General features: G+C 54.0%; 11 protein-coding genes. 3 read left to right on the top strand and 8 right to left on the bottom strand.

Annotated features, from left to right (window positions below; all coding sequences use genetic code 11):
* Positions 1-79: 79 nt before the first annotated feature.
* Genes gatB through gatC form a run of 3 tightly spaced genes read right to left on the bottom strand, consistent with a single transcriptional unit; the run spans position 80 to position 3,284 of the window.
* Entirely contained in the window at positions 80-1,510 is a 1,431-nt protein-coding gene (gatB, locus tag NST29_RS02010) for an Asp-tRNA(Asn)/Glu-tRNA(Gln) amidotransferase subunit GatB (protein WP_033018422.1), read from the bottom strand.
* Between the two features lie 13 nt (positions 1,511-1,523).
* Positions 1,524-2,981 (bottom strand): Asp-tRNA(Asn)/Glu-tRNA(Gln) amidotransferase subunit GatA, encoded by a 1,458-nt coding sequence (gene gatA, locus NST29_RS02005; protein WP_033018423.1) that lies wholly within the window; start codon positions 2,979-2,981, stop codon positions 1,524-1,526.
* A gap of 12 nt (positions 2,982-2,993) precedes the next feature.
* Positions 2,994-3,284 (bottom strand): Asp-tRNA(Asn)/Glu-tRNA(Gln) amidotransferase subunit GatC, encoded by a 291-nt coding sequence (gene gatC, locus NST29_RS02000; RefSeq protein ID WP_031405929.1) that lies wholly within the window; start codon positions 3,282-3,284, stop codon positions 2,994-2,996.
* Between the two features lie 157 nt (positions 3,285-3,441).
* Here gatC and NST29_RS01995 point away from each other — a divergent pair, with 157 nt between their 5' ends.
* The 3 genes from NST29_RS01995 to NST29_RS01985 all read left to right on the top strand — a co-directional run bounded on the left by NST29_RS01995 (position 3,442) and on the right by NST29_RS01985 (position 6,323).
* Positions 3,442-3,948 (top strand): hypothetical protein, encoded by a 507-nt coding sequence (locus tag NST29_RS01995; protein WP_033018448.1) that lies wholly within the window; start codon positions 3,442-3,444, stop codon positions 3,946-3,948.
* 31 nt (positions 3,949-3,979) lie between these two features.
* Entirely contained in the window at positions 3,980-4,753 is a 774-nt protein-coding gene (locus NST29_RS01990) for a VOC family protein (RefSeq protein WP_033018424.1), read from the top strand.
* A gap of 94 nt (positions 4,754-4,847) precedes the next feature.
* Positions 4,848-6,323, top strand: a complete 1,476-nt coding sequence (locus tag NST29_RS01985; RefSeq protein ID WP_081916999.1) for a flavin monoamine oxidase family protein — start codon at positions 4,848-4,850, stop codon at positions 6,321-6,323.
* An 817-nt stretch (positions 6,324-7,140) separates the two neighbouring features.
* On the opposite strand, the gene NST29_RS01980 is transcribed toward NST29_RS01985, so the two are convergent.
* The 5 genes from NST29_RS01980 to NST29_RS01960 all read right to left on the bottom strand — a co-directional run bounded on the left by NST29_RS01980 (position 7,141) and on the right by NST29_RS01960 (position 13,736).
* Positions 7,141-8,364 carry a CamS family sex pheromone protein gene (locus NST29_RS01980; RefSeq protein WP_033018425.1) on the bottom strand — a complete coding sequence of 408 codons (1,224 nt, stop codon included), beginning with the start codon at positions 8,362-8,364 and terminating at the stop codon, positions 7,141-7,143.
* Positions 8,361-10,373 (bottom strand): NAD-dependent DNA ligase LigA, encoded by a 2,013-nt coding sequence (gene ligA / locus NST29_RS01975; RefSeq protein WP_033018426.1) that lies wholly within the window; start codon positions 10,371-10,373, stop codon positions 8,361-8,363. The genes NST29_RS01980 and ligA overlap by 4 nt, the downstream gene beginning before the upstream one ends.
* Positions 10,374-10,392: 19 nt before the next feature.
* Positions 10,393-12,564, bottom strand: a complete 2,172-nt coding sequence (gene pcrA, locus NST29_RS01970; RefSeq protein WP_033018450.1) for a DNA helicase PcrA — start codon at positions 12,562-12,564, stop codon at positions 10,393-10,395.
* Between the two features lie 27 nt (positions 12,565-12,591).
* Positions 12,592-13,311: a heptaprenylglyceryl phosphate synthase gene (locus NST29_RS01965; RefSeq protein WP_033018427.1), complete on the bottom strand. Its 720-nt coding sequence runs from the start codon at positions 13,309-13,311 to the stop codon at positions 12,592-12,594.
* A 98-nt stretch (positions 13,312-13,409) separates the two neighbouring features.
* Complete coding sequence (locus NST29_RS01960; protein WP_033018428.1) at positions 13,410-13,736, bottom strand: YerC/YecD family TrpR-related protein; 327 nt, start codon at positions 13,734-13,736, stop codon at positions 13,410-13,412.
* Positions 13,737-13,760 lie beyond the last annotated feature (24 nt).

The raw sequence follows: 13,760 nt of genomic DNA, 5'->3' as shown, positions 1-13,760 counted from the left end.
GATGTCAATCATGTTTTTCTAAAAGTCTAAAAAATCAATGAACGAAACAAGCCTGCGAATCGCAGGCTTGTCGGATGGGTTACCGCTTGTTGATTTCCTCGATGAGCAGCTTGTTGACAAGCGGCGGGTTGGCTTGTCCTTTCGTCGCTTTCATCACTTGGCCGACGAGGAAGCCAAGCGCGCGGTCTTTACCGTTTTTGAAGTCTTCGACCGATTGCGGGTTGGCGTCGAGCACTTCAAGCACGATTTTGCGCAGCGCTCCTTCGTCGGAAATTTGCACGAGCCCTTTTTCTTTGACGATTGTCTCTGGATCGCCGCCGTGTTCGACGAGCTCTTTAAACACTTTTTTGGCGATTTTCGACGAAATCGTGCCGTTTTGGATCAGCTTGATCATTCCGGCCAAGCTTTCCGGCGTCAAGGCGATGTCATGGAGCTCTTTTTGCTCGGCGTTTAAGTAACCGGATACTTCGACCATGAGCCAGTTGGACGCCAGTTTCGGGTCGGCGCCGTTGGCGACCGTCGCTTCAAAGAAGTCGGCCATTTCTTTCGTCAAGGTGAGCACTTTGGCGTCGTATTCCGGCAAGCCCCATTCCTCGACATACCGCTTCCGGCGGGCATCCGGGAGCTCCGGAATCGAGGCGCGGACGCGCTCTTTCCATTCGTCGTCAATATAGAGCATGACCAAGTCCGGCTCTGGGAAGTAGCGGTAGTCTTCCGATCCTTCTTTGACGCGCATCAAAATCGTCGTTTTCGTCGCTTCGTCAAACCGCCGCGTTTCTTGGCGGATGACGCCGCCGGAGAGCAAAATTTTCTCCTGCCGTTTCGCCTCGTACTCGAGCCCCATGCGGACGAAGTTGAACGAGTTTAAGTTTTTCAATTCGGTTTTCGTGCCGAATCGGTCCGACCCAATCGGGCGGAGCGAGATGTTCGCATCGCAGCGGAGCGACCCTTCTTCCATTTTGCAGTCGGAGACGCCGGTGTATTGGATGATCGCCTTTAATTTTTCCAAATACGCATACGCTTCTTCCGGCGAGCGGATGTCCGGCTCCGAGACGATCTCAATGAGCGGCGTCCCTTGGCGGTTAAAGTCGACAAGCGAGTAGCCGTCGCCCGTGTGCGTCAGTTTGCCGGCGTCTTCTTCAAGGTGAATGCGAGTGATGCCGATTTTTTTCTTTTTCCCGTTCACTTCGATTTCAATCCAGCCGTTTTTGCCGAGCGGCTGGTCGTATTGCGAAATTTGGTACGCTTTCGGGTTGTCCGGATAAAAGTAGTTTTTGCGGTCAAATTTCGTCTCGGTTGCGATTTCGCAGTTGAGCGCCATCGCCGCCTTCATCGCAAATTCGACCGCTTGCCGGTTCAAAACCGGCAGCACGCCCGGATACCCTAAGTCGATGACGTTCGTTTGCGTATTCGGGGGCGCCCCGAAGGCGTTCGGGCTGCTGGAGAAAATTTTCGATTTCGTTTTCAGCTCGACGTGGACCTCAAGTCCGATCACCGTTTCAAAATTCATCGTCCATCCCCCCTTACAACACCGGTTTTTGCTTATGGTAGTCGGTCGCTTGTTCAAAGGCATGAGCGACGCGATAGACCGTGCTTTCATCAAAGTGCTTGCCGATGATTTGCAAGCCGACTGGCAAGCCGTCGACAAAGCCGCACGGCACGGAAATCGCCGGCACGCCGGCAAGGTTGACCGGAATGGTCAAAATATCGTTCATATACATGGTCAGCGGATCGCTCGTTTTCTCGCCGATTTGAAACGCCGGCGTCGGCGTGGTCGGACCGATGATGACGTCGTATTGCTCAAAAACGTTTTCGAAGTCGCGCTTGATCAACGTCCGCACTTTTTGCGCTTTTTTGTAATACGCATCGTAATAGCCTGAGCTTAAAGCAAACGTCCCGAGCATGATGCGGCGCTTGACCTCGTTGCCGAACCCTTCGCTCCGCGTCAATTTGTACATGTCGATCAAGTTTTTCGCGTTGTCGGTCCGATATCCGTAGCGAACGCCGTCAAAGCGGGCAAGGTTGGCCGATGCTTCCGACGAAGCGAGCAAATAGTACGTCGCCAAGGCGTATTTTGAATGCGGCAGCGACACTTTTTCCCATGTCACTCCGAGCTTCTCGAGCACGTTGAGCGCAGCAAGCACCGACTGGCGCACGCCTTCGTCGACGCCTTCGCCGAAATATTCTTTCGGCACGGCGATTTTCAAGCCTTTGATATCGCCCGTCAACGCTTCGACATAGTTGGGCACCGGGATGTTCGCTGACGTCGAATCCATCGGGTCAACGCCAGAAATCACTTGCAGCAAGTAGGCGTTATCTTCCACCGTGCGCGTAATCGGGCCGATTTGGTCGAGCGATGACGCGAACGCGACGAGCCCGAAGCGCGACACGCGGCCGTATGTCGGCTTCAATCCGACAACCCCGCAAAACGCCGCGGGCTGGCGGATCGAACCGCCCGTATCCGAGCCGAGCGCAAACGGCACTTCGCCTGCCGCCACCGCCGCCGCTGAACCGCCGCTGGAACCGCCCGGCACGCGCTCTAAATCCCACGGATTGCGCGTCAGCTGAAAGCCGGAGTTTTCCGTTGACGAGCCCATGGCGAACTCGTCCATGTTCAGCTTCCCGATCGTGATTGCGCCGGCGGCGTTTAACCGCTCCATGACGGTCGCATCATAAATCGGATCAAAGTTGTATAAAATTTTGCTGGCGCATGTCGTGCGCAACCCTTTGGTGACAATGTTGTCTTTAATGCCGATCGGCAAGCCGAACAGCGGGTTGGTCTCCTCGCCTTTCGCCAACTTGTCATCAAGCTCTTTCGCTTTCACCCGCGCTTGCTCTTCGTTCAGCGTTAAAAACGCCTGCACTTTCTCTTCCACTTCGCCGATGCGGCGGTATGATTCGTCAACTAAATCGGAAATCGACACTTCTTTTTTCTGCAGCAGCGTATGTAATTCCGACACCGTATGGTCAAAGAGCGACATAAATCCCCCTCCTTACTCTAAAATAGCGGGCACGCGGAACTGGCCGTCTTGCTGGTCCGGCGCGTTTTTCAACACTTCCTCGCGCGGCAGCCCCGGTTCTGGAATATCCTCGCGCATCACGTTTCGCATATCAAGCACGTGCGAAGTCGGCGGCACGTTTTCGGTATCCAATTCATTCAACTGCTCGGCAAACGTAATGATGGCATCAAGCTGTTTCGTAAACATCTCCGCCTCTTCTTCGGTAATCGCCAACCGCGCCAAGTCGGCGACATGCTTCACTTGTTCGAGCGAAATTCGCGACATCGTGTTCACCTCCGACATGGTCGACCTTTCACAATACTATGATGATACCAAAATAAAAGGAAATAAAGCAACATTCCGGCTAACATTTCCTTTGTTGTCCATTGACAAGTTCGAACATATGTACTATAATGGCCATAACGTAGGAAAAAGGGGGATGATGACGATGAGTGAAGCACTGCTCGCTCAAGTGCTCGACCGCTTGAACGCGATGGACGGCACGCTCCGACTGCTTGTCGAAGGGCAAGAGCGGCTCGAGCGTGAACAAATCGCCATTCGTCAGGAACAAGAAGAAATTCGAAAAGAACAGCAAGAAATCCGGAAAGAGCAGCAGGAAATCCGTCTGGAACAGCAGCGTCTGCGCCAAGAACAAGATTCGCTTCGCGCTGGGCAAAAGGAATTACACGGCATCGTGGCCGCTCTTCTCCACCGCCAAGACGAAACAGACGCCAAACTAGAAGCTCTCGCCGCCGATGTCCACCATCTTCACCAAGAATTTGCCTCATTGAAACAAACGGTGGACCGCCTCGAACAGAAAATGGATTCCCGCTACGAGCAATTGGCTGCCCAAATTGAAGACATCAAGCTGGACTTGAATTTTATCGCCCATCGCACCGTCGATAACGAACGCATCATCTACAAGCTTAAAGAAATGCTGTTCCGCTAACCTATTCCCTATCCAGAAGGAGTTCGCCGCCATGAACGTCGCGTTTGACCATCTCGTCCACCTGACCGAGCGCCCGGAACAGGTGAAAGGCTCGTTTAAACAGTTAGGGTTTACGGCCATCCACGGCGGCCGCCATGAGGCATGGGGAACGTATAACGCGTTATGCTATTTCGCGCCGCTAAGCTACATCGAATGGATCGGCATCGCCGATGAGCAGACAGCGAACGCCTGCCAAAATCCGCTTATTGCCCAACTTGTCGCTGACCGTCAAGAGGGGAATGGCTTCTCCCAGTTTGCCTTTCGAACAAACGATATCCAACAGCTGGCTGTACAGCTCAAAAGCAAAGGATTCACTCCGATCGGGCCGTTCCCCGGCAGCCGCCAGCGCGATGACGGCAAGTTATTAACGTGGTCGATGCTGTTTATCCGAGACGATGCAGACGGCGCGTTCCGCTATCCGTTTTTCATCCAGTGGGGCAAGCGCGATGACGTGCGGATGAACGAGCTGGCGCCGCTCATGCGCCATGCAAATGGGGCGCCGTCATTGTCGTCCGTTAGCGTTTATGTGCGTAGCCTCGACCGCGCCGTCAACAGCTACCGTCGGCTGTTTGATTTGCCGGCAGCGAATGTGGGGCGCGATGAAGCGGGGACCTATGCCGAACTCACGGTTGGCGGCGTCAGCCTCCGCTTTTCCCAAGCGGATGAACCCTCGTCGACAAGGCCGTTTGCCTGCCGCATCGTCGGCAGCAAGCTGCAGCGTCGCCTCGAGCTGGCCGGAGGGACGTATATCTTTTCCGAATTGTGACCGCTCCCCCACATATCCTCCTTTGCCGCGGAATAAGATGGAATAACCGCAGCTCCACCTAGGGAGCTACCCGAGGGCAAAGGAGGATGGACACGTGGCGCATCCGTATGTTTCTCCGAGGCTGCCGATGGAGACGATGATCTCGATCATTCGAAACGGATTAAAGAAACCATCCGCTCCGAAAACGGTCGTCATTATCGGCGCCGGCATGGCCGGGCTTGTCGCCGCATCATTGTTGAAGCAAGCCGGCCATCGCATCACGATTCTTGAAGCGTCCGAGCGGGTCGGCGGCCGCATTTACACGCTCCGCTCGGACTTCCGCGACGGTCAGTATCTCGAGGCGGGCGCGATGCGCATCCCGCACACCCATCCATTGACATTGGCATATATCAAAAAATTCAACTTGCCGCTCCACCCGTTTATCAACAGCACCCCGCGCGACATTTTCTATTTTCGCGGCGTCAAAGCGCGCCTGAACGAATACGAACGGCATCCCGATCTCTTCGGCTTTCCCGTCGCCCCCCACGAACGGGGCAAAACCGCTTCCGAGCTGTTGCAAATGGCCATTCGTCCGGTCATTCAATTCATTGAACAACATCCCGAACAACATTGGCCGATTGTCATCGAACGGCTTGACCGCTACTCGCTGGACGCCTATTTGCGCTACAACCCATTCGGCCCGAGGCTGTCGGTAGGAGCCATCGACATGATCAAAACCGTTCTCTCGCTTGAAGGCTTCCCAGAATTGTCGTTTCTTGAGGTGTTGCGCGAGCTAATGGTCTTATTTACGCCGAACATTCGCTTTTATGAAATCGCCGGCGGCAATGACCAGCTTCCCAAAGCTTTTTTACCGCAGCTGAAGGACGAGATTCTCTTTAGTCACAAAGTGCAAAAAATCGTCCAAACCCCAAACAGCGTCACCGTCCATGCGACCCATACGAAAATTTTTCAGCCGTTTCAAATCACCGCCGATCGGGTGATCGTCACCATCCCGTTCTCGGTTTTGCAGTTTGTCGACATCGAACCGCGCCATTCGTTTTCCGAAAACAAATGGAAGGCTATTCGTGAACTTCATTATGCCGGTTCAACGAAAACGGGCATCCAGTTTAAAACCCGGTTTTGGGAAAAAGAAGGGATGTTCGGAGGAAAAACCGTGTCGGATCTGCCGATTCGATACACCCAATATCCAAGCCAAGGCATCGGCACTCTAGGACCTGGCGTCGTCTTGGCCAGCTATACGTGGGAAGACGACACGATCCCGTGGGACAGCTTAAGTGATGAAGAGCGGCTTGAATATACGTTAAAAAACTTAGCCGTCATCCATGGCGAACAAGTGTACCGCGAATTTGAAACCGGAACAAGCCACAGTTGGGTGCGCGATCCGTACTCGGGCGGCGCCTTCACGATGATGAAGCCGAACCAAGTGACAGAGCTGTCGCCGTACATCGCGCTCCCCGAAGGAAGGATCCATTTTGCTGGCGAACATGCGTCCACCCACCATGGCTGGATTCAAGGAGCGATTGAATCGGGCATCTGCGCCGCATATGAAGTGAATGAAGCACCGGCTTGACGAATCGCTGTGGCACCGTCCACTCCATTTGGCCAGCGGCGTGTGAATGAAGGGCCAGCCTGATATGCGGCAGCCCCACCTCTTTTGTCAGTGCTAAAACAGCGAGCGCGCCGCCGTAAATGCGCACAATGCCACAGCGGGGGAAAAACACTCCAAACCCCTGCGCCGATTCTTTCATGAGAGAGACGGTGATTTCGTACAACATCCTGCGATTCCATCTGCTTCTCCGTTAGAAAAGCCGGGTGAAATCAGCCTTCTTTTTTGGCGAAATGCCGCAGATTTGCTCTTGGCAGCCGTTTTTCGCCAACCCTCTAGCTAGATGGTTGGTGAAAAACGATTGTTTCTCTTGAGCAAAGGGGGAACATTTGAAAGGCGATCCTGATGCGACAGGGCTTTTCTATTTGAGAAACGGGCTTGATAAACGGCTTGTCCCTTAAATCACCAGCCCCCTAGGAGAGTTGTGATTTACTCGCGCCACCGCTTCTTAGGATCATTTCTCAAGTAGAAAAAGCTTACTGCATCAGCCTCTATGTTCACACGTTCCATCACCGATCAAGGCAAACAGGGGTTTTTCACCACCTTTTCCAACGCGTTCTATCCACAAAACATCCTATCGCTGATGCAAGTCAGAGCAGGACGGTGCTTCGCTTAGCAATGGTTCATCATCAACAAAGCATGGGGATGACCCAAAAGGCGATCTCCCCTCAAGAAAGACACAGCAGTATGGAGGCGATGGTTAGTGTCTATATATAACGTTGAGAGAGGGTATCCCGATTTTTGGGACACCCTCATGCTGCCCCGCGGTTGGCCGGCTAACTTATTGATAAATATGCACAAACGGCTTATCTGCTTTCGCTTGGCGCACGATGAGGCTTTCAGGTTGGCCGGCTGAAGAGATGTAGACGTTGACGGTGATGTAATCCGGAAATTTTTCCATCACCAAACCGGTCACATATTGGGTGAAGCCAATCACTTCCGCCTTGCCGTAAAACGGCATTGTTATGTTGATCGTCAGCTTCTGAAGTTGGTCATTGACGTACAATCCTCGACCCACAATGCCAGTGTAGTTCGGAAAGAAATCTTCCACGTCCGATTTAAAGTTGTTGAATTTTAGCCAATCGTCACGGTGGTTTTCTTCCGCTTCATCGGATGGGAATAAATAATATTCCTCATGCACCGCCTCCCAATCATCAATCGTGCTGCTTCCTTCATCGACGTAGGTAACAGCAAAAAAATGCCCCGGAGTCACAGACGAGCGCGGCGCCTGTTTGTATAAGGCAATCGTGATCGGCACACTGCCGAGCCCTTTGATCTTTCGCAGCCGCTTCAACACCTCGGCGGCGATTCGCTTGCCTTCCCGTTCAATGACATCGTCTTTGATTTTGACCTCGCGCGGATAACCTTGTTCGGTTGAATAATAATGGACAGAGTTTAACGCCAAGCCGATCGCAACGCCGCCAAGCTTCACTTTATCATTGCCCGCCTTGACTAAATAATCATGTTCCAAAATGCTTGCCAAATAAATGGGGCTCTGCGTATTTTTTTGCTCGTTCGTCCCTGTATCGTTGATCGCCGGATTTAAGCCGATATTGTCTTCCGGTTTCATTTTTTCCGCTTTCAACTGGCGGTCTGTTTTCTTGCGCGCAAGCCATTTATCGATCGTTTCACTGTCTAAATACTGCCCCTCTTGAAACAAGTAATCGTCGGGCGAAAACCGCTCGGAAGCCAGACGCATCAGCCCTGTCTCAAATTCGTCGACGTCAAGGCGCGTATTGACGTCGTTGACCACGTGTCCGCGCGCCCCGGACGGTTTAAACGGCAGCACGACTCGATAATACGAATCTGAGATGTTGTATTTCGGAATCACCGCTTCTTGCTCTTTGTTTCCTTTATTCTGCACTACTTCCTCGCCTTCGTTGAATTTGGGCGCGCACGAAGACAACAGGCAGACAGCGGCGAGCCCGAGGGCGGCCAGCTGCTTTCGCGCCCGTTTCGTTTGACGGTGAGCCCCGACGCTGCGAATGATCGGATTTCTTCTCATGATTCCCTCCTGCTTATCGCTTGCAAAAATCGTGGTTCATCCCAAATGGCGATGCCCAATTGTCGGGCTTTATCAAGCTTTGACCCCGCGTCGTCGCCGGCGATGACAATGTCAGTGCTGCGGCTGACGCTGCCAGTGACGCGTCCGCCGAGCCGCTCGATTTGTTCTTTCGCCTCATTGCGCGACATAGACATCAGCTTTCCAGTCAAAACAACCGTTTTGCCGGCGAAAGCGGAGTCTGCCGGTACCTCAACCGCCCGCTTCGGTCCTTTGTATGCCATGTTGACACCGTAAGAGCGCAATTCATTCAACAGCTCGACCGCTTCCGGCTGAGAAAAGAAAGCGGTGATCGAGTCGGCCATTTTTTCGCCAATTTCCGGAACGGCCATCAATTCCTCTTTCGTCGCTTTCTCCAGCCGCTCCATCGTTTCGAAATGTTCGGCCAACAGCTGGGCGGCCTTCGCTCCGACGTAGCGGATGCCGAGGCCAAACAGCAGCCGCTCAAGCGAGTTTTGCTTTGACGCTTCAATCGCCGCCAGCAAATTGGCTGCCGATTTTTCACCCATCCGCTCTAAACCGACAAGCTGTTCTTTCGTCAGCCGGTACAAGTCGGCGACATCGTGGACAAGACCGGCGTTAAACAGTTGGGTGACGACTTTTTCCCCCAGCCCTTCAATGTTCATCGCTGCCCTTGAGGCGAAATGGATGAGCCGTTCGCGCAGCTGGGCCGGACAGTTCGGGTTTAAGCAACGGAGCGCCACTTCTCCTTCCAGGCGGACGAGCTCACTTTGACATTCCGGACAATGCGTTGGCATGACAAACGGCACTTCATCCCCATCGCGCCGATCAGCAACGACACCGACGACTTCCGGGATAATGTCGCCCGCTTTTTTAATGATGACGGCATCGCCAATACGGATGTCTTTTTCGCGGATAAAATCTTCGTTATGAAGAGTGGCGCGCTGCACGGTCGTGCCGGCGACGCGAACCGGCTCGAGGATCGCCGTCGGGGTGACAACACCGGTGCGGCCGACGTTCACTTCAATGCTGATCAGCGTTGTGACGACCTCTTCAGCTGGGAACTTGTAAGCGATCGCCCAGCGCGGGCTTTTGGCTGTCGTGCCAAGCTGTCGCTGCTTCGCAAACGAATCGACTTTAATGACGATGCCGTCGATCTCGTACGGCAGCTGTGGCCGTTTTTCATGCCACTCGTTGACAAACGCGATCACGTCCTCGATCGTGGCGCAGCGCCGCCGCTCGGGATTCACTTTAAACCCAAGCGACTGCAAATAGTCGAGCGCCTCGCTGTGCGACGCAATCCCAAGCTCTTCGGCATTAGCCAATCCGTAAACGAACAAATCGAGCTGGCGCGACGCCGCCACTTTCGGGTCGAGCTGGCGGAGCGAGCCGGCCGCAGCATTGCGCGGGTTGGCGAACAGCTCCTCGCCGCGCGCTTTCCGATCCTCATTCAGGCGCAGAAACGACGCTTTCGGCATAAACGCCTCGCCGCGCGCCTCAAGCGACACCGGTTCGTTAAGACGCAGCGGCAGCGAGCGGATCGTCTTCAAATTTTCCGTAATGTCTTCCCCTGTCGTTCCGTCGCCGCGCGTCGCCCCCTGGACGAAATAACCTTCTTCATAGCGAACCGAAACGGCAAGACCATCAATTTTTAATTCACACACATACGCCACTTCGCCGACTTCTTGGCGGACGCGGCGGTCAAAATCGCGCAAATCGCCTTCGTGAAACGCGTTCGCTAAGCTCATCATCGGGACGCGATGCGTCACCTTGCGAAACGCCTCCAGCGGCGGTCCGCCGATGCGTTGAGTCGGCGAATCGCTCGTTTTTAGCTCCGGATACTGTTCCTCAAGGGCGATGAGCTCTTGCATCAACCGGTCATACTCCGCGTCTGGAACAGATGGACGATCCAGCACGTAATATTCGTAGCCATAGCGGTTGAGCAGCTCGCGCAGCTCGGCTGCGCGCTGTTCGGCTTGTTGGCGATCCATACGTCACCGGTTCTCCTTTCTATGCTTTCTCAATCGGCGCAAACTTCGCAAGCAGCCGCTTGACGCCAATCGGGCTTGGAAACGCGATGTCCAACTCTTGATCTTCTCCGTCGCCGCGAACGCTGACTACCGTGCCCACTCCCCACTTTCGATGGTTGGCGCGGTCGCCCACTTTCCATCCTCCGACAACGCCATGGACTGGGCGGGCAGCAGCCGGACGCGGTGCGGCCACAGACCGGGGGACAGCCGCCTTTAGCAAATGCGGTGGAATTTCGTTTAAAAAACGCGAAGGCGGATTCATCTGAATGTTTCCGAACAACGTCCGCATTTGCGCGCTCGTCAACACGAGCTCTTCTTCGGCACGAGTGATGCCGACATACGCCAATCGTCGCTCTTCTTCCATCTCATCTTCGTCGTTAAGCGAACGGTTATGCGGGAAAATGCCTTCTTCCATGCCGATCAAAAAGACGACCGGGAACTCCAGCCCTTTGGCGGCATGAAGTGTCATGAACACAACCGCATCCCCTTCTGCCGCTTGGTCGCTGCCGTTGAGCTCGTCCAAATCGGAAACAAGCGCCAAGTCGGTCAAAAAGGCGATGAGCGACTTATCATCGCTGACATTTTCAAAATGCTTTGTCACCGACAAAAATTCGTCCAAGTTCTCAAGCCGGCTTTGCGCCTCAATCGTCCGCTCCTCCTCCAGCATCGCGCGATAGCCGGACCGATCGAGCACTTCTTCGACGAGCTCGGTCACAGAAACGTATTCCTGCAGCTGCGTCCATTGCTCCAGCTGGGCGCGGAAGGCGGCGAGCGCTCCGGCTGTTTTGGCGCTGAATCCGATCATCTCCAGTTCACCGAGCGCGGCAAACACCGACAGCCCATGCTCCACCGCATAGCGGACGAGCTTGTCGATCGTCGACGCTCCGATGCCGCGCTTTGGCACGTTGATGATGCGCAGCAAGCTCAAATCGTCATCAGGATTGGCGATGACGCGCAAGTAAGCGAGGATGTCTTTGATTTCTTTCCGGTCATAGAACTTTAAGCCGCCGACGATTTGATACGGAATATTGGCTTTCAAAAACACTTCCTCGATGACGCGCGACTGCGCATTCGTCCGATACAACACGGCAAAATCGCGGTAGCGCCGCCCTTCCTGTTCGACCGCCTCTTGAATGCGGTCGGCGACAAACCGCGCTTCATCGACTTCGTTCATCGCCTCATAATACGTGATCGGCTTCCCTTCCGGATTTTCCGTCCACAACCGCTTCGGCTTGCGATTGACGTTATGAGCGATGACTTCGTTTGCCGCTTGCAAAATCCGCTTCGTCGAACGGTAGTTTTGCTCAAGCAAAATCACTTTCGCGTTTGGATAATCGCGTTCAAATGACAAGATGTTGCGAATATCCGCCCCGCGCCACCGGTAAATCGACTGGTCGGCATCGCCGACGGCGCAAATGTTTTGGAACCGTGCAGCGAGCTTTTTCACCAGTGTATATTGGGCGCGGTTCGTATCTTGGTACTCATCAATGTGAATGTACTGGAATTTATACTGGTAATATTGAAGCACATCCGGCACGCGGTCAAACAGCTGGATCGTCGTCATGATCAAATCGTCGAAGTCGAGCGAATGGTTGCGGAGAAGGCGTTGTTGATACTCTTGATACACGTCGCTCACGACCGTTTCATAATACGTCGACGCCCGCTTCGCGAATTGTTCCGGCGCGAGCAAATCGTTTTTCGCTGCGCTGATCGTGCCTAAAATCGTCCGCGGCTCCCATTTTTTCGGATCGATATTTTTGTCTTTCAAAATCGCTTTGATGACCGAAAGCTGATCGGTCGGGTCGAGGATGGAAAAATTGCGGTTGATGCCGATGCGGTCAATGTCGCGGCGCAACACGCGGACGCACATCGAGTGAAACGTCGAAATCCATACGTCTTCCGCCGCCCCGCCCAACAGCGCCTGCACTCGCTCCTTCATTTCGCGCGCCGCTTTGTTCGTAAACGTAATGGCCAAAATATTCCACGGCGCCACCTGTTTCTCGGCCATCAAATAGGCGATCCGGTGCGTCAGCACGCGCGTTTTTCCGCTCCCCGCTCCCGCCATGATGAGCAACGGCCCTTCCGTCGTTTTGACAGCTTCTTGCTGCTCCTTATTTAAATGAGCAAGCAGCTTTTCCGATAAAAAATTCATCGTTTCCACCACCAACAAACATAAGTTCTATGTTCCGGCGCCGAACTTACGCCGGTCTGCCATCTGTTGGACGGCTGCCACCGTGGCCAACGCGTTTTCGAATGACTCGTAAATGGCGTTGCCAACGACAACTGTATCGGCATAGCGAGCCATTTCCGCCGCCTGTTCCGGCGTCGTGATGCCACCGCCATAGACGAGCTGCGCGCGGCTAAGCACCCGTTTGACTTTGTCCACTAAAGCGGGGTCTCCGTACGTTCCGCTGTATTCGAGATAAAAAATCGGCAGCCGATACAGCTGTTCGGCGAGACGAGCATACGCCACGACATCCTCGTCAGCGAGCGCTGCATCAGCCTCTGTCAGCTTTGCTGCTTTGCATTCACGGTTGACAATGCAATAGCCTTCGGCAACCAATTCCTCTCCGTTCATCACATCGCCGTATCGCTTCATCGCCTCGTGATGACGGCCGATGATCCATTCCGTTCGCCGGCTGTTCAAAACGATCGGAATCAAATACACATCAAATCCCGGCGTTAGCGCCTCGACATCCGTGACCTCAAGCGCACACAGCACCGAAAAGCGGCGGACGCGGGCCAATAAGTCGAGCACCCCATCGATCGTCACCCCGTCCGTGCCGCCGACGATGACAGCATCCGTTCCCGACTCACAAAGACGCTCTAGGCGCTCGTCATCGATCGGTTTGTTCGGGTCGAGTTTGAACACATGGCGCCAGGCGCGAATCTCTTCCATCGCAAAATCCCCTCCACTCCGTCTCCATTGTTTCATTATAACAAATCCGCAAAAAGAAAAGGAGTTCCTTTGCAAATGGAAGGAACCTCCTTTTGGCCTCAGTCGATGATCGGTTCGCTTGCCTCTTGACGTTCTTCCTCTTTGATGCGGTCAAGCGCCATGGCATAAGCATCGTTGCCGTAATTAAGGCAGCGCTTGACGCGCGAGATCGTCGCCGTGCTCGCTCCGGTTTCCGTTTCGATTTTATGGTACGTATACCCTTCGCGCAGCATGCGAGCGACTTCCAGCCGCTGGGCGAGCGCCTGAATTTCGTTCACCGTGCATAAATCATCAAAAAAGCGGTAACACTCTTCTACATCGCGCAACGACAAAATCGCTTTAAACAACTGATCCAGCTCTCTGCCGCGCAGTTTGTCAATTTGCATCCTTGTCTTCCTCCTTTGCTTGAG

Origin of the sequence: Geobacillus sp. FSL W8-0026 (assembly GCF_037966255.1) — a bacterium.
GTDB lineage: Bacteria > Bacillota > Bacilli > Bacillales > Anoxybacillaceae > Geobacillus > Geobacillus icigianus.
This window is presented reverse-complemented; position numbering and strand designations above follow the sequence as displayed.